Origin of the sequence: Hoeflea sp. 108 (genome assembly GCF_000372965.1) — a bacterium.
Taxonomy (GTDB): domain Bacteria; phylum Pseudomonadota; class Alphaproteobacteria; order Rhizobiales; family Rhizobiaceae; genus Aminobacter.
In genome coordinates, this window is the sequence record NZ_KB890024.1 from 2,553,251 (window position 1) to 2,569,154 (window position 15,904).

Annotated in this window: 16 protein-coding genes; 2 read left to right on the forward strand and 14 right to left on the reverse strand. The window is 63.0% G+C overall.

Going from position 1 to position 15,904, the window contains the following annotated elements:
* Window positions 1-29: 29 nt before the first annotated feature.
* Both B015_RS0112540 and B015_RS0112545 read right to left on the reverse strand, forming a co-directional pair.
* Complete coding sequence (locus tag B015_RS0112540; protein ID WP_018428044.1) at window positions 30-563, reverse strand: twin-arginine translocation pathway signal; 534 nt, start codon at window positions 561-563, stop codon at window positions 30-32.
* Between the two features lie 68 nt (window positions 564-631).
* Window positions 632-1,027 carry a VOC family protein gene (locus tag B015_RS0112545; RefSeq protein ID WP_018428045.1) on the reverse strand — a complete coding sequence of 132 codons (396 nt, stop codon included), beginning with the start codon at window positions 1,025-1,027 and terminating at the stop codon, window positions 632-634.
* 201 nt (window positions 1,028-1,228) lie between these two features.
* Here B015_RS0112545 and B015_RS0112550 point away from each other — a divergent pair, with 201 nt between their 5' ends.
* On the forward strand, window positions 1,229-1,534 hold the full coding sequence (locus B015_RS0112550) for a ribbon-helix-helix domain-containing protein (RefSeq protein WP_018428046.1): 306 nt from the start codon (window positions 1,229-1,231) through the stop codon (window positions 1,532-1,534).
* A 75-nt stretch (window positions 1,535-1,609) separates the two neighbouring features.
* On the opposite strand, the gene B015_RS0112555 is transcribed toward B015_RS0112550, so the two are convergent.
* The 6 genes from B015_RS0112555 to crcB form a co-directional block, all read right to left on the reverse strand.
* The gene (locus B015_RS0112555; protein WP_026227211.1) at window positions 1,610-2,650 is read right to left on the reverse strand and encodes a glutamine synthetase beta-grasp domain-containing protein; all 1,041 of its coding nucleotides are present in this window, start codon (window positions 2,648-2,650) and stop codon (window positions 1,610-1,612) included.
* A 200-nt stretch (window positions 2,651-2,850) separates the two neighbouring features.
* On the reverse strand, window positions 2,851-3,645 hold the full coding sequence (locus tag B015_RS0112560; protein WP_018428048.1) for an ATP12 family chaperone protein: 795 nt from the start codon (window positions 3,643-3,645) through the stop codon (window positions 2,851-2,853).
* 2 nt (window positions 3,646-3,647) lie between these two features.
* Entirely contained in the window at window positions 3,648-4,574 is a 927-nt protein-coding gene (locus tag B015_RS0112565) for a DMT family transporter (protein ID WP_018428049.1), read from the reverse strand.
* Between the two features lie 142 nt (window positions 4,575-4,716).
* Window positions 4,717-5,367 carry an HAD family hydrolase gene (locus B015_RS0112570; protein ID WP_018428050.1) on the reverse strand — a complete coding sequence of 217 codons (651 nt, stop codon included), beginning with the start codon at window positions 5,365-5,367 and terminating at the stop codon, window positions 4,717-4,719.
* Between the two features lie 29 nt (window positions 5,368-5,396).
* Window positions 5,397-6,383, reverse strand: coding sequence for an RluA family pseudouridine synthase (locus B015_RS0112575; protein WP_018428051.1), 987 nt, complete (start codon window positions 6,381-6,383; stop codon window positions 5,397-5,399).
* 36 nt (window positions 6,384-6,419) lie between these two features.
* Window positions 6,420-6,797 carry a fluoride efflux transporter CrcB gene (gene crcB / locus B015_RS0112580; RefSeq protein WP_026227212.1) on the reverse strand — a complete coding sequence of 126 codons (378 nt, stop codon included), beginning with the start codon at window positions 6,795-6,797 and terminating at the stop codon, window positions 6,420-6,422.
* A 157-nt stretch (window positions 6,798-6,954) separates the two neighbouring features.
* Here crcB and mazG point away from each other — a divergent pair, with 157 nt between their 5' ends.
* Window positions 6,955-7,779, forward strand: coding sequence for a nucleoside triphosphate pyrophosphohydrolase (gene mazG, locus B015_RS0112585; protein WP_018428053.1), 825 nt, complete (start codon window positions 6,955-6,957; stop codon window positions 7,777-7,779).
* Window positions 7,780-7,986: 207 nt separating this feature from the next.
* Here mazG and hflX read toward each other — a convergent pair whose 3' ends face one another.
* From hflX to B015_RS0112615, 6 genes are all read right to left on the reverse strand, one after another.
* On the reverse strand, window positions 7,987-9,321 hold the full coding sequence (gene hflX / locus B015_RS0112590; protein WP_245262319.1) for a GTPase HflX: 1,335 nt from the start codon (window positions 9,319-9,321) through the stop codon (window positions 7,987-7,989).
* Window positions 9,322-9,378: 57 nt separating this feature from the next.
* A complete protein-coding gene (hfq, locus tag B015_RS0112595) occupies window positions 9,379-9,624 on the reverse strand; it encodes an RNA chaperone Hfq (protein ID WP_018428055.1) in 246 nt (81 codons plus the stop codon).
* Between the two features lie 138 nt (window positions 9,625-9,762).
* Window positions 9,763-10,626 (reverse strand): D-amino-acid transaminase, encoded by an 864-nt coding sequence (locus B015_RS0112600; RefSeq protein ID WP_018428056.1) that lies wholly within the window; start codon window positions 10,624-10,626, stop codon window positions 9,763-9,765.
* Window positions 10,627-10,721: 95 nt separating this feature from the next.
* The gene (gene trkA, locus B015_RS0112605) at window positions 10,722-12,098 is read right to left on the reverse strand and encodes a Trk system potassium transporter TrkA (protein ID WP_018428057.1); all 1,377 of its coding nucleotides are present in this window, start codon (window positions 12,096-12,098) and stop codon (window positions 10,722-10,724) included.
* A gap of 35 nt (window positions 12,099-12,133) precedes the next feature.
* Window positions 12,134-13,495: a sigma-54 dependent transcriptional regulator gene (locus B015_RS0112610; protein WP_018428058.1), complete on the reverse strand. Its 1,362-nt coding sequence runs from the start codon at window positions 13,493-13,495 to the stop codon at window positions 12,134-12,136.
* Entirely contained in the window at window positions 13,485-15,776 is a 2,292-nt protein-coding gene (locus B015_RS0112615) for a PAS domain-containing sensor histidine kinase (RefSeq protein ID WP_018428059.1), read from the reverse strand. Before B015_RS0112615 ends, B015_RS0112610 begins: the two co-directional genes overlap by 11 nt.
* Window positions 15,777-15,904: the final 128 nt, after the last annotated feature.

The window sequence follows — 15,904 nt, forward strand, 5'->3', positions numbered from 1 at the left end:
CTGAAAAGCTGGGTTCGCGACCGGGCCGGTCAGAGCCACTCGATGTCGTCGAAGCCGCGCGCGATGTATCCGCCCTTGGAGTAGGACTCGCCTTCGTAGCCAAAGATCGGCCACAGCTCCTTCTGATTGTAGAGCCCGACGACGAGCCCGCCCCTGACAGCCTGGAAGAACGGGGTGCTTTCGATCTGCCGGAGGACGGCGACGCGCTGGTCTTCCCAGCCAAGGCCCGTGTACCCGCCGGCGCCGGCCTTCTGATCGAGATCGGCGATGCCTTTCTCGATCAGCTCCTTGTGGGCCGGGTCCTTGCCGGCGAGCTCGTCATGGCTCTTGATCGCGATGGCGTAGAACTTGTCCGGCACCTGGTCGTGCGGATAGACATCGCGTGCCATCTGGATCAGCGTCGCCACGGTTTCGGGTTTGAGCGCAGTGCTTTCGAGCCCCCAGGCCTCGCCGGCGCTGAGTACGGCAGAGCCACTGATGATGAGCAGAGCGCCGGCGGCTGTGCCCCGCTTGAGCAGCTCACGCCGCGACAGGCCAGGCCTGCCTTGATAGATCGTCACCATGATTTCCTCCCTTGCTTGCTATGCGCGCTGGGCGCTTGGCTGGCGCGGCGCTCCTCCGCCGCGGCATGTCACTTGAAGCGGCCGCTCCTCTGCAAAACCTCGATCTTGTAGCCGTCGGGATCTTCAATGAAGAAGAAGCGGGCCAATGGCGTACCGCCCGGCGCGAAGTCGACGATGTCCTTGGGGCTGAGCCCAGCGGCAACCATGCGGGCGCGCTCGGCGTCGAGATCGGCCACCGACACGGCGAGATGGCCGTAGCCGTCGCCGAGGGCATAGGGCTCGGCCCTGCCCTTGTTGACCGTCAGTTCGACTTCGAACTCGGTCTCGAGATTGCTGAGATAGACTAGCGTGAAGGTCTCGAAGTCGAGCCTGTCGGCGATTTCGAGGCCGAAAGCCGTGCGATAGAATGACAGCGAGCGCGCTTCATCGAGCACACGCACCATGGAATGGATTGCCTTGGCCATTCGCCCTCCTGGCAGTTGGAACAGGACGATTATGAATCCGTGCAAAGCCAAGTGGTGGCAGCCCGTTACCACGCTTGCCGGAGCATAGTTTGCTACCCAGGAACGAATGCATGGTTGCGATGGCATGCCGTTGGGTCGATGATGGCATTCAAGAGCCAGCACCGGCGCTGTCAGCCGGGGCAAGCCATTGGGAGGATTGATATGTGCAAGGTATTTGCCGGACAGGATCCGAAGGGCTATCGCCAGATCAACCGTTCGATCCGGATCGCCGGACATTCGACCAGCATCCAGCTTGAAGCGACCTTCTGGGACCTGCTTGACGAGATCGCCGCCTCACAGGGACTGACGACGCCAAAATTCATCTCGAAGCTTTATGACGAGGCAATCGAGATCAACGGCGAGATCCCCAATTTCGCTTCAATGCTGCGCACCACCTGTGCGCTCTATCTACGCGGCCACAAGCCGGGCACCGACGAGATCGAAGCCTTGAAGCGCCAGGCAGCCTAGCGCCGCATCCTGGCAGGCCGGAAACAAAAAAGCCCCAGGGACCCGGGGCTTTTTGGGTGGCGACCTGCCTGATTGTTAGGCAGCGGCCCGGGTCTCGACGTCGGTCGGAACCGTAGAGATCGTCTTCAGGATTTGCGAGGCGATCTGGTAAGGGTCGCCCTGCGAGTTCGGGCGGCGATCCTCGAGATAACCGCGATAGTCGTCGCGCACGAAACTGTGCGGCACGCGGACCGAGGCGCCGCGGTCGGCCACGCCCCAGGTGAAGACGTTGATCGAGGCCGTCTCGTGCTTGCCGGTCAGGCGCAGGTGATTGTCAGGGCCGTAGACGGCAATGTGATCGGCGCGAGCCTCGCCGAAGGCTGCCATGAGCGCTTCGAAATAGGCCTTGCCACCAGTCTCGCGCATATAGGCGGTCGAGAAGTTGGCGTGCATGCCCGAACCGTTCCAGTCGGTGTCTCCGAGCGGCTTGCAGTGGTACTCGATGTCGATCTCGTACTTCTCGGTCAGGCGCTGCAGCAGATAGCGGGCCAGCCAGATCTCGTCGGCCGCCTTCTTCGAACCCTTGCCGAAAATCTGGAACTCCCACTGGCCCTTCGCCACCTCGGCATTGATACCTTCGTGGTTGATGCCGGCCTCGAGGCACAGGTCGAGATGCTCCTCGACGATCTGGCGGGCGATGCTGCCGACATTCTTGTAGCCGACGCCGGTGTAGTACTCGCCCTGCGGAGCCGGGAAACCGCTCTCGGGGAACCCGAGCGGACGGCCGTCCTTGTAGAAGAAGTATTCCTGTTCAAAGCCGAACCAGGCGCCGTCGTCCTCAAGCACGGTAGCGCGGGTGTTCGAGGCGTGCGGGGTGACACCATCGGGCATCATCACTTCGCACATGACGAGCACGCCGTTCTTGCGCGCGGGATCGGGATAGACGGCGACGGGCTTCAGGACACAATCCGAGCTTTTGCCTTCGGCCTGCATGGTCGAGCTGCCATCGAAGCCCCAGTAAGGGAGTTGCTCGAGCTTCGGGAATTCAGCGAACTCCTTGACCTGCGTCTTGCCGCGAAGGTTCGGGGTCGGCTTGTATCCGTCCAGCCAAATGTACTCGAGCTTGTACTTCGTCATGCTAAACCTCTCATAGTCGCGCAGGCCATCCGCGGCCTTGTCGACATATGCAAAGCAAGCCCTGTGCCAGTTTGGATTCCGGCGCATTTGCGCGGTTGGCGGCAGGCAGCAAAATCGCTCCTGCACAAATATTAGGCACCAAGATTGTTATCCGGCGCAAAACTGCCCAACCATCAGGCTGGGCTTCCGACAGGCACGCGTCAGCTGCCGCGCAACGCTTCGAGCAGCGCCACCGATGCCAGCATATCACGCTTGCGGTTGGAGCGGCGGGCGATGGCCTCGGAATCCTGACCCCAGTGCTCGATCTGCCAGTCTTCGTCGACATGGGCGGCCGACCAGGCTTCTTCGGCACTGAGTTCGCCCATGTCCACCGCGAGCGCCAGCAGCGCCGAGCCCGTCAGTGTCGTCATCAGATGCAGTGCTGCAAGGCGCATCGGCTCCTTGCGCTGGGACAGATGCACGCCAAGTGCGGCGATCGCCTCGCGCGGCTGCTCGACATGCACGATGCCTTCGGCGAGCACGAAGCGCGCACCGAGCGAGGCGTGTGCCCAGTCAAGTACCGGATTCCAGGCTTCCGACTGGCGCTCGACCAACTTTTCGGGGCCGTCTGCGCGGTAGCAGAGCAGGTCCGACGAAGAGAAGCGCAGGATATCCTCAAGCACGGCCTGCGGGTCGGTGGCGACACCGTCGATTGCCGTGTTGGCCAAGCGCAGTACCGGCATGGTGAAAGGATCGATACTCTCGACCTGGGCCGCGAACTCGTCGGCGACGAGCTGTGCGGCAGCTGCCGTCGGCAAGGCCAGCAGCGCCTTGCCAGGCGTGCGTACCGGCTTGCCGTCGAGTTGGACGGCGTGGCCGCCCTCGACCGGCGCGACCGACACTTCCTTGTAGAAGCGCTTGGGCAGCGGCGTCCGCATCTGAATCTGCGCCCGGCGCATCGGGTTCGGATCCGACAGCATGTCGCCGGCTTCGAGGTCGCTCAGTATGTCTCGCATCTCTACTCCGTTACGTCAGCGCGTTTTCGCTGCGGCCGGTTCACCAGGCTCAGCCCGGCGCCAATCAGGCCGAGCGCCAGAAAAATCTTCCAGGTCAGGGGCTCGTCAAGCACCAGCCAGCCGCAAATGACGCTGAATGCCGGCGACAGAAAGGCAAAGCTCGAGAGACCCGCCGCCGGATATCGCCGCATCAGCCAGAACCACAGAATATAGGTGAAGGCAACGACATAAACAGCCTGGAACAGCAACGCGCCAACGGCCACCGGTGTCACATCACGGATTGCTGGGCCAGAAAGCGGCACCAGCGGTATCGCCATCAGCGACGAGACGACCAGCTGATAGAGCAGGACCTTCTCCGCTCCCGCGGCCGACAGTCGAGATCCCTTGACCACCAAGGTGGTTACCGCCCAGAGGAAGCCGGCGGTCAGGCCGAGCATGTCACCGAACAGGGTCGAAGCGCCCTCGCCGCCAAGCCTGTCGGAAAAGACCACCGCCACGCCGCAGAAGGCCAGCACAAGGCCGCTGAACTTCAGGATCGTCATGCGCTCGCCGAGCCAGAAATGTGCACCGACAAGCACCCAGAACGGCATCGTGTTGATCAGCAGCGAGCTGCGCCCGACCGTGGTGAACTCGAGCGCCATGAACACAAGGATGAACTCGCCGCCGAAGAGCAGCCCGGCGAGGATGCCGCTCCACAGCGTGCCGTCCTTGTTGAACAGCGGAACACTGCGCCAGAAGCACCACAGGAACACCACCGCCGCCGCGATGCCCGAGCGGGCGACATTAAGGAAGATCGGGTTGAACCCGAGGGTGGCGAGCTTGGCGGCAACACCGTTCATGCCCCAGGAGAAGGTGAGCAGAAGCATGAAGGCGACAGCAGCAGAGTCGATGCTGTCGCGGCGATCAAGAGGCTGGGCTGCTGCTGTCATGAAAGTCCCCCGCGCCCGGCGCGCGATCTGCGTGTCGAATACCGATAACACGGCTCTTCTTGTCCGCCGGCTGCGTGCACGTACAGGCCAAGGGCGCGCGGCGGGGAACATATCCCACGTCGCCGCCGGCCCGTTGGGCCAGCTAGTCGATAAGGGTGAGCAGTTCGGCCGGCGCAGCGAGCACCTGGTGCGCGCCCGACGCAATCAGGCCCTCGCGGGGATGATAGCCCCATGCGACGCCGATGGCGCGAGCGCCTGCGTTCCGTGCCATCTGCATGTCGTAGATGGCGTCGCCGACGACGAAGGTCACGGCGGGATCGATGCCCATTTCCGCACAGCATTCCAGCACCATGGCCGGGTGCGGCTTGGACGGACAGTCGTCGGCAGTGCGGATGGTCAGGAAATGGCGGCCGAAGCCGTGTGTTTCCATCACCCGATCGACACCGCGGCGCGACTTGCCGGTGACCATGCCGATGAGCACGTCGTCGCGCCGAGCAAGCGTCCCGATCAGTTCAGCAATGCCGTCATAGAGCGGCTCCTCGAAGTCCGGCAGTTGCCGCGAGGCGATGAAGTGTTCCTTGTAACGTCCTGCGAGCCTTGTGCTTTCGGCATCGGGGGCGCGATTGAGCAAGGTCGCAATGGCGATATCAAGCGTGAGGCCAATGATGCTTTTGGTGGCCGCCATGTCGGGTTCCGGCAAACCGGCCTCGCGGAACGTCGTCACCATCGAGGCGTGGATGACGCCCACGCTATCGACGAGCGTGCCGTCGCAATCGAACAGAACCAGTTTCATCGCGCTTCAGCCCTTGGTCGCCGTGACGCTCAAGCGTCCGGCTCACCGCTCTCATCGTCGAAACCGATCAGGTTCCAGCTCTGGCGCATATGCGGCGGCATCGGCGCGGTGACGTCGATAACGCCATGATCGGGATGCGGAATGACGATGCGGCGCGCATGCAGATGCAGCTTGTTCTGCAAACCGCCGGGGAATTCCCAGTTGGTGTCGTGCTCAAAATATTTCGGATCGCCGATGATCGGGCAGCCGATATAGGCGGCATGGACACGCAACTGGTGCGTACGACCCGTATAGGGCTCCATCTCCAGCCAGGTCAGCGCCTGCGCAGCCTGCTCGAGGATGCGATAGTAGGAAACGGCGTGATCGGCGCCCTTTTCGCCATGCTTGGCAACGCGCATGCGGTCGCCATCGGGCGTCTGCTCCTTGATCAGCCACGTCGAGATCTTGTCTTCGCGCTTGGGCGGCACGCCCTTGACCAGGGCCCAATAGGTCTTCTTGGTTTCGCGGGCGCGGAACGCCTCGGAAAGCTTCATCGCCGCAAGACGCGTGCGTGCCACGACCAGCACGCCAGAGGTGTCGCGGTCGAGCCGGTGCACCAGGCGCGGCTTCTCGCCCTTCTTGTTGCGCCAGGCTTCCAGCATGTCGTCGAGGTGGCGCACAACGCCCGAACCGCCCTGCACGGCAAGGCCGGCCGGCTTGTTGAAGACGAAGACCTTGGAATCTTCATAGATCAGCATCTTGGCCAGGACATCGCCATCGTCCTGGTCGCGCATGGTGCGCGCCGTCAGCGGGCCGTCGTTCTTCTTGTCGACTTCGAGCGGCGGAATGCGGATCACATGCCCCGGCTCGACGCGCGTATCGGCCTTGGCGCGGCCGCCATTGACGCGGATCTGCCCGGACCGCAACAGCTTCTGCAGATGGCCGAAGCCGAGCCCCGGATAATGGGACTTGAACCAGCGATCGAGCCTCATGCCCGTTTCGCCGGCTTCCACCGTGATCTGTTCAACGCCAGCCATTTTTCAAATCGTCCTTTTCGAAGCGGCCCAATAGCATCAGCCGATGCTTCTTGCGAGCCACAATCCCAGGAACAGGGCCAGAATGGCTGATATGACGCTGGCAAACGCATAGCCGAAGGCCGAAATCGTCGCTCCCCGCTCCCAGAGGGTGACAAAATCCAGCGAGAAAGCCGAAAAGGTCGTGAAGCCCCCGAATATTCCGGTGGCGACGAACAGCCGAAGCTCGTTCGACGTACCGGCTCGTCGGGCAAGCCAGCCGACGAACAGACCCATGGCGAAAGAGCCGACAATGTTGATCAGCATCGTGCCCCATGGGAAATTGGGACCGAACAGGCGCAGCGAGACCAGATTGACGAGATGGCGCAGCGACGCACCGATGGCACCGCCGAATGCAACGAGCGATAGATGAAGCATGGGCATTTCCTGCCTGCGCGTGACCATCCGGTCAATAGCACGAAGCCGCCGGCATCGGGCGCAACCGCAAGCCGCGGCCACCAATTGGCTGTGGACAAGGGCGGTGTGCGGCAGGCCATTGTTGGGATGCCGCACGCCGGGCTATAGAATCTGCCCCATGCAACCTTCCAAAGACATCGCCCGCCTGATCGAGATCATGGCTGCCCTGCGCGAGCCGAAAACCGGCTGCCCCTGGGATATCGAGCAAAACTTCCAAACGATCGCGCCCTACACGATCGAAGAGGCCTATGAGGTCGCCGACGCGATTTCGCGCAACGACATCGACCACCTGAAGGAAGAACTTGGCGACCTGCTTCTTCAGGTCGTCTACCACGCCCAGATGGCGGAGGAGGTCGGCGAATTCGCTTTCGGCGACGTTGTGCAGGCTATCACCACCAAGATGATCCGCCGCCACCCCCATGTCTTTGGCGACGCCGAGGCGCGCGAGGCCCGTTCCGCCAAGGGCATGTGGGAAAAGATCAAGGCGGAGGAGAAGGCTGAGAAGCGCGCGGCCCGCCTCGCCCGCGGGTTAGACCCCGAAGATCACGGCAACGGCTTTTTGGACTCCGTGCCCGTCGCGCTGCCGGCGCTGACGCGCGCCCTGAAGCTGCAGGAGAAAGCAGCCCGCGTCGGCTTCGACTGGGGCGAAGCCGCACCCATACTCGACAAGATCGAGGAAGAAATCGGCGAATTGCGCGAGGCCATGGCCAAGGGCGACCAGGCGGCGGTCAAGGACGAGTTCGGCGACATGCTGTTTGCGCTGGTCAATCTCGGCCGCCACCTCCAGCTGGATTCGGAGGCGGCGCTCGGCGGGACAAACGACAAGTTCCGCAAGCGCTTCCATTATGTCGAGAAGTCGCTCGACGAGGCAGGCAGCAGCCTTGAAGCGGCAACGCTCGACGAGATGGAAACACTCTGGCAGCAGGCCAAGACGGCGAAGTAGGTAATTCGCCTTCGCGAACCACCTCTCCACGTGGGGGAGAGGAAACGCCGATCGCCGCCGCCTGCCCCATCACCATCACCTGCCCCATCGCGGCATGTGGACGATCGAGATGGGCCATCGACGCAAAACGTCTTCTCCCCACCGGGGAGAAGGGTGGCCCGAAGGGCCAGATGAGGGCGAGCCGACCTGCCCGCTTGAGCTCAGTGCTCAGTGCTTGCCGTGCCTCAGGATGCGCGCCGCGATCTCGTCGCGGGCGGAGGCTGTCGCCTGAAGCGTCATCGACACGCTGCCGTCGTCATTGTCAGTGCGCTTGACCACGTCGCCATTGCGGTAGAGCCAGTCGATCTGGCCGAGCTGGCTTGGCGCCAGCGTGACGTCGATGGTCTCCAGCTCGCCGGAAACGCGCTGCTCAATGAGCCCGGTGAGAACGGCAATCCCCTCGCCCGTAATCGCCGAGATGGCAATCGGCGGGGCCTTGCGGCCATCGGCACTGTCGGACAGCAGCCGCTCGCGGTTGCCCTCGTCGAGCTGGTCGATCTTGTTCCACACCTCGATGACACGGTCGGTGTCGGCAGCATCGACGCCGAGATCGGCAAGGATGCGTTCGACATCGTCGGCCTGCGCCGCCGTATCGGGGTCGGAGATGTCGCGCAAATGGATGACGAGATCGGCTTCGACCACCTCTTCAAGCGTGGCGCGGAAGGCTGCGATCAGATGTGTCGGCAGGTCGGAGATGAAGCCCACCGTGTCGGACAGGATGATCGGCGTGCCATGCGGCAGCCGCACGCGCCTGAGCGTCGGGTCGAGCGTGGCAAACAACATGTCCTCGGCGAGAACGCCGGCGCCAGTCAGGCGGTTGAACAGCGTCGATTTGCCCGCATTGGTGTAACCGACGATGGCGACCACCGGGAACGGCACCTTGCGGCGCTTGGCGCGATGCAGGTCGCGGGTGCGGCGCACCGTCTCGAGCTCGCGCTTGAGCTTGAGAATCTTTTCCTGGAGCGCGCGCCGGTCGGCCTCGATCTGGGTTTCGCCGGGGCCGCCAAGGAAGCCGGCGCCGCCGCGCTGACGCTCCAGGTGGGTCCAGCTGCGAACCAGCCGGCCCTTCTGGTAATTCAGATGAGCAAGCTCGACCTGCAGCGTGCCCTCCTTGGTGCGCGCGCGCCGGCCGAAGATCTCGAGGATCAGGCCGGTGCGGTCGAGCACCTTGGCATTCAGCTCTTTTTCAAGATTGCGCTGTTGGACCGGCGTCAGCGGATGGTCGACGATGACCAGCTCCGCCTTGCGCTCCTTCACGATCTCGGCGAATTCCTCGACCTTGCCGCTGCCGAGCAGCGTCGAAGGTCGCGGGTCGTTGATCGTGACGACTGCCGTATGCACGGGTTCGAGATCGATGGCACGCGTCAGCCCGACCGCTTCATCGTGGCGGGCTTCTGATGACCGCGCCAGGCGCGGACGTGCGCTGTCGTCGTCATTCCTGGGCTGGCGCGTAAGCACCGGCACAATGACGACAGCACGCGTGGGGGCCTTGTCGCCCCCTATCGATTCGGGTCCGTTGCTGGCACCGGCCTTGTCGCCGGCGTTCCTGTCGCGCGCCAATCAGCCGCCCTGGCTTTCCTCGCCATCGAACATCTGAACCGGCTGGCTCGGCATGATCGTGGAGATGGCATGCTTGTAGACGAGCTGAGAGTGCCCGTCACGGCGCAACAAAACACAGAAATTGTCGAAGGAAGTTACTACCCCGGTCAATTTCACGCCGTTAATGAGGAAAATGGTGAGTGGATTTTTGCTCTTACGAACTGAATTCAGGAACAGGTCCTGAAGATTCTGCGATCGTTCCGCCATTGTTCTTTTCTTTCGCCGATCCCTGTCTGCTGCCAATGCGCCAAATTCCCGGGCTCATGTCAAGCGAGCAGACACCCCTTGCCACAACGCGCGGCAAGCTGAACGAGATGAATTTAACCATTTACGCCCAAGCGGTTATCAGGCTTGGATTTTTTCCGCAACGTCAAAAAATGCCTCGCGCAGTGAAAGTGCCACCGAGCCCGGATGACCGTTTGCGACGGGCTGGTCGTCAATCGCGACGATCGGCATGATCACGGTGGTGGCTGCGGTGATGAAAGCCTCACGCGCGCCCTTGGCTTCCTCGACGGTGAAGCCACGCTCCTCGACCTTCAGGCCGAGTTTCCTGGCCACATCCATCAGCGTGGTGCGGGTGATGCCGCGCAGGATGCCATGGTCGGCCGGACGCGTGACCAGCACGCCGTCCTTGGTGACGATCCAGGCGTTGGTGGCGGCCCCTTCCTTGACGGTGCCGTCAGGATCGACGAACCACGCCTCCTGTGCACCTGCCTCCTTGGCCTGCTGGCGCGCCAGCACATTGGGCAGCAGGCCGACCGACTTGATGTCGACGCGATCCCAGCGATTCTCCGGCACGGTAATGACCTTGAGGCCGGCAGCCGCCTTTTTGGCGGACGCAACCGGGTCGGTGCGCTTGGCCGTCACGACCAGGGCCGAAGGCGTACCTTCGGCCGGGAAGAAATGGTCGCGGGGGGCGACGCCGCGCGTCACCTGCAGATAGACAAGGCCGTTGACGACGCGGTTGCGGCGGATGACCTCGCGCATGATGTGCACCAGCACGGCGCGGTTCACCGGCCAGCCGATCCTGAGTTCCGACAGCGAACGGTCGAGGCGGTTGAGGTGGCCGACGCTGTCGACGATGAAGCCACGCGCCACCTCGCAGACCTCGTAGACGCCGTCGGCAAACTGGTAGCCGCGGTCCTCGATATGCACGCCGGCGTGGGAATGCGGGAGATAGCGTCCGTTGACATAGGCAATGCGCGGCATGGCTGTTTGATCCCTCGAAATTTGTCGTGAGTTCTACCCGATTTGCATAGCCCGGCAACGCCAGATCGGATGGTCCAACTCAGAAGAATGCAGCGTCAGAAGAATTCGAGGCTGACGCGGAACATCTGCTCCACCTGCTTGACCGCATGGGCGAGCGCGAAGATGACCACCCTATCCTTAGGCTTGATCTTCACGTTACCGCCCGGCTTGATCACCTGGCCGTCGCGGTAGATCGCGCCGATGCGCATACCGTCGGGCAGTTCGAGATCGCGCAGATGCGCACCGACCAGCGGCGACGTCTCCAGCGCCTCGGCCTCGATGATCTCGGCAGCCCCCCGCTGGAGCGAATGGACCTGACGGATGCGGCCGCGCCGGACGTGCTGAAGCACGCGCGAAATGGTCACGGCACTCGGATTGACGTGGGCGTCGATGCCCAGCGGCTTGGTCAGGTCGTGATAGGTCGGGCTGTTGATCAGCGCCAGATTGGCCTTGCACCCAAGCCGCTTGGCCATGACCGACGACAGGATGTTGACCTGGTCGTTGTTGGTCAGCGCCACCATCAGGTCGGCGTCCTGGATGTCGGCCTCCATCAGGAGCTTCTGGTCGAGCGCGCTACCATTGAGCACGACAGTGCGGCGCAACTGGTCGGCGGCCTTGACCGCCCTCTCCTTGCTCGACTCGATAATCTTGATCTTGGTGCGGCTCTGGCGCTGTTCGAGCGTGCGAGCGACGAACAGGCCAATATTGCCGCCGCCAGCGACGACGATGCGCGTCGCCTCCTGCTCGTCATGGCCGAACAGGCCGAGCGTGCGGCGCACCTGGTCCTTGGTGGTTACTACATAAGCGAGATCGCCGGCCACAAGCTGGTCGCCGGAATGCGGGATGAACAGCCGCCCGTTGCGGCTGACGCCGACCACCGTCGACGGCAGGTCCGGGAACAGCTCGGTGAGTTGCGCCAGCGGCGTGTTGATGACGGGGCAATCCTCGAGACACTCGATCGCCACCATGATGATGCGGTTTTCGCCAAAGCGCACGACATCGGTCGCGCCCGGCAGCGTGATGCGCCGGAGCACCATTTCGCCGACTTCGAGTTCGGGGGAGATGATGACATCGATCGGCAAGTGCTCGCGCGAGAACAGGTCCTGATAGTGTGGCTGCAGATATGACTGGGCGCGGATGCGGGCGATCTTCATCGGCACGTTAAAGAGTGCGTGCGCGACCTCGCAGGCGACGATATTGACCTCGTCGAACAGGGTCACGGCGATGATCATGTCAGCGTTCTGGGCGCCGGCCGCCTCCAGCACCTCGGGATGCGAGCCGTGGCCGACAAAACCGCGCACATCGAGCGAATCCCGCACCGACTGGATCAGCTCGGGAGCCGTGTCGATGATCGAGACGTCGTTTTTTTCAGCCGCGAGGCGCTCGGCAATACCGTAGCCGACCTGGCCGGCGCCGCAGATGATCACGCGCATATGGAACCCCTACCCCGTCGGCAGCCGACCAGCCCTTACACGCCCAGCGACTTGAGCTTGCGGTGCAGTGCCGAACGCTCCATGCCGATGAACTCGGCGGTCTTGGAGATGTTGCCGCCGAAGCGGTTGATCTGCGCGATGAGATACTCCTTCTCGAACATCTCGCGGGCCTCGCGCAACGGCAACGCCATGATGTGCTGGTCCGACTGGTTCGGCGCGCGTGGCATCACGTCGCCGATCTCGGACGGCAACAGGTCGGCAGTGATCGGCGCTTCGGGATTGTCACCACGGGCAAGGATCAGCAGGCGCTCGACATTGTTGCGCAACTGGCGAACGTTGCCAGGCCAGTTGTGCGCCTGCAGGACGGCAAGCGCATCGTCGCCGATGCGGCGCGGCTTGATGCCGGCCTGCTTGGCCATCTGCTTCATGAAATTGTCGACGAGATAGGGAATGTCTTCGCGACGTTCGGCAAGCCCCGGCACCATGACGGGAACGACGGCCAGGCGATGGTATAGATCCTCGCGGAAACGCCCCTCGGCGATCATCCCTTCCAGGTTCTGCGCCGTCGACGAGATGATGCGGACATCGACCTTGACCCGCTTGGTGCCGCCGACACGCTCGAACTGCTGGTCGACGAGCACACGCAGAATCTTGTTCTGCGTCTCGCGCGGCATGTCGGCGATCTCATCGAGATAGAGAATGCCCTGATGGGCTTCCTCGAGCGCACCGACCTTGCGCTCGCCGCCGTTGGATTCGGTGCCGAACAGCTCGATCTCCATGCGCTCAGGCGTGATCGTCGCTGCGTTCAGCGTGACGAACGGGCCTGCCTTGCGGCTCGAATGCGAATGGATCGAGCGGGCCACCAGTTCCTTGCCCGAACCGGAGGGACCGATGATCATGATGCGGCTGTTGGTAGGGGCAACGCGATCGATGGTCTGGCGCAGCTGGCTCATCGCCGACGACATGCCGATCAGGTCATGCGTCTCGCCGCTGCGCATCTTGAGCTCGGACACCTCGCGCTTGAGCTTGGAGGTTTCGAGCGCGCGCTCGGCGATCAGGATCAGCCGATCGGCCTTGAACGGCTTCTCGATGAAGTCGTAGGCGCCGCGACGAATGGCGGAGACCGCCGTCTCGATATTGCCGTGACCAGAGATCATCACCACAGGCAGGCTGGGATGCAGCGTCTTGATCTCGTCAAGCAGCGCCAGCCCGTCAAGGCGTGACCCCTGGAGCCAGATGTCGAGGAAGACAAGGCGCGGCGCGCGATCAGCTATCGCGGCCAGTGCGCTGTCCGCGTCGAATGCGGTGCGGGTTTCGTGACCTTCGTCGCTGAGAATGCCAGCAACCAGTTCGCGGATGTCTTCTTCGTCGTCGACGATAAGGATATCAGACGCCATTTCCGACCTTTTCTGTTTCCTTTTCCTGCGCTGCGTCGCCGGCACCCTTCGGCGCCACGGCCTCTTCGGCCACCGCAGGCAGGATCATGCTGATCATTGCGCCACGCCCACCGTGGAATTCGGCAGGCGCGTCGTGCAGTTCCAATCGTCCGCCGTGGTCCTCGATGATCTTCTTGACGATAGCGAGGCCAAGGCCGGTGCCTTTCTCTCGTGTCGTCATGTAAGGCTCGAGCAGGCGTTGCCGGTTTTCGCGCGGCAGGCCCTTGCCATTGTCGACCACGTCGACGCGGATCGAATTTCCGTCCCGCTTCGCCTGGATGCGGATCACACCCGGCTCGCCGGTCTGGCGTTCCGCCGCCTCAATGGCCTCGGCGGCATTCTTGATGACGTTGCCAAAGGCCTGGGCCATCAGGCGGCTGTCGAAAGTTCCCTTGAGCGGACCCGCCGTGATATCGCGCTCGAAGGCGATGTCGGAACGACTGACCTCGACAAGGAACGAAGCCTCGCGCAACGGCTCGCGAATGTCGATGACCCTCATCTCCGGCTTCGGCATGCGGGCGAAGGCCGAGAACTCGTCGACCATGCGGCCGATGTCGCCGACCTGGCGGATGATGGTTTCGGTACACTGGTCGAAGACCTCTCGGTCCTCGGTAATGACCTTGCCATAACGGCGACGGATGCGCTCGGCCGACAGCTGGATCGGCGTCAGCGGGTTCTTGATCTCGTGGGCGATACGTCGCGCCACGTCCGCCCAAGCCGAGGTGCGCTGGGCCGATACGAGGTCGGTGATGTCGTCGACCGTCACGACATAGGACTTGTCGCCATCGTCGCTGCCGCTTTCTTCGACCGTCACCTGAACGTTGAAGGTGCGTTCCGCGCCGGCGCGATAGAAGGTCACCTGCTCGCGATAGACGGGCTTGCCCGAACGGCGGCCGATCTCGAACACGCGCCCGACATGCGGCAACAGGATCGACAGGTTCTGGCCGAGCGATTCCGCTGCCGAAAGCCCGAGCATGGTTTCAGCCGAGCGGTTGACGATGGTGATGCTGCCAAAGGGATCGACGCCGATGACACCGGCGGTGACGCCAGAAAGCACCGCCTCGGAGAAACGGCGCCTCTCGTCGATGACGTCCTTGGTGGCGAGGATCTCGTTACGCTGGGACTTGAGCTCCTGCAGCATGTTGTTGAACGTGTCGCTGAGGGCGCCAACGTCGCCGTCCGACAGACGCACCGGCACCGAAACATCGAGATTGCCGGTCGCCACCTCGTCGGCAGCGCCGATGAGCTGGCGGATAGGGCGCACAAGCCTGTCGGCAACGGCGATACCCGTCCAGATGGCGGACAGGACCACGATCAGCGTCAGGCCGAGATAAAGCAGCCCGAACGCAATCTGCGTCACGCGCCGGTTGGCGCCGAGATCGCGGTACTCGTCGGCATTGGCGGTGACGATCTGGCGCGCCCTGATGACCTCGGGATCAACCAGGCGGATCGTATAGAGATAGAGCCCTTCGATCTCGCGCAGCTTGACGATGGCGCCGACGATGTTGCGCGTCCTCGGCTCGATCAGCACCGGCTTGCCGTCGGCTGCAGTTTCGACCGCAACCGGCGGCGGCTCGGGCATGGCAAAGTCGGCGCCGGTCTTGGCGCTCATGACGAAGGAGCCGTCGGCGCGGATCAGCGCCGCATGCGTGAGTGCGCGGAAGCCCGCCTGCCTGCTCATGAAGTCGAGGAAGCCGCTGCGGTCCAGGCCATAGAGCTGGCGGGCGTTGTCGAGATCGTTGGCCATCGACAGCGTCGTGCCCTGCAGGTTGCGGGCGTTCTCCTGCACATAGGCTTCGGCAATCGACAGCGATTGGCTGACAATCGTCTTGGTGCGGATTTCGAACCAGCGGTCGAGGCCGATGTCGAGGGTGATCGACGCAACGATGGCGACCAGCAATGCCGGAATGGCAGCCACCAGTGCAAACATCGTGACGATGCGAACGTGAAGCCGAGAAGCCGCCTTGCCATGTCGGCGCGCGTTGACGATGCGGCTGATCTCGAAGCCGATCAGGCCGACCAGAAGGAAGATGAAGGCGGCATTGATGCCGATCAGGACCAGCGTCGTGGTCGAATCAGGGATGATCGGCGTGACGCCGACAAGGATGGCGAAGGACACGGCAGCCGTGACCAGCGCGGCGACAATTGCCACCACGCCCGGCAGCGCCAATATGCGCCGGCCGTCCTGCCGCCCCTTGTTGGGGAAAAGCGGTTCGTTCAGAGGTTGTGCCTGAATAGCCATTCCTGCCGTGTTGAGACATCAATTGCGTCGGATGTATGCAACGCATTGTGGCGATTATGCAACATTTCCGCTCCCAGCGAAAATGTTTCGTCAGACTTTCGACAGGTAAGCATATCGGCGTGAGGGTG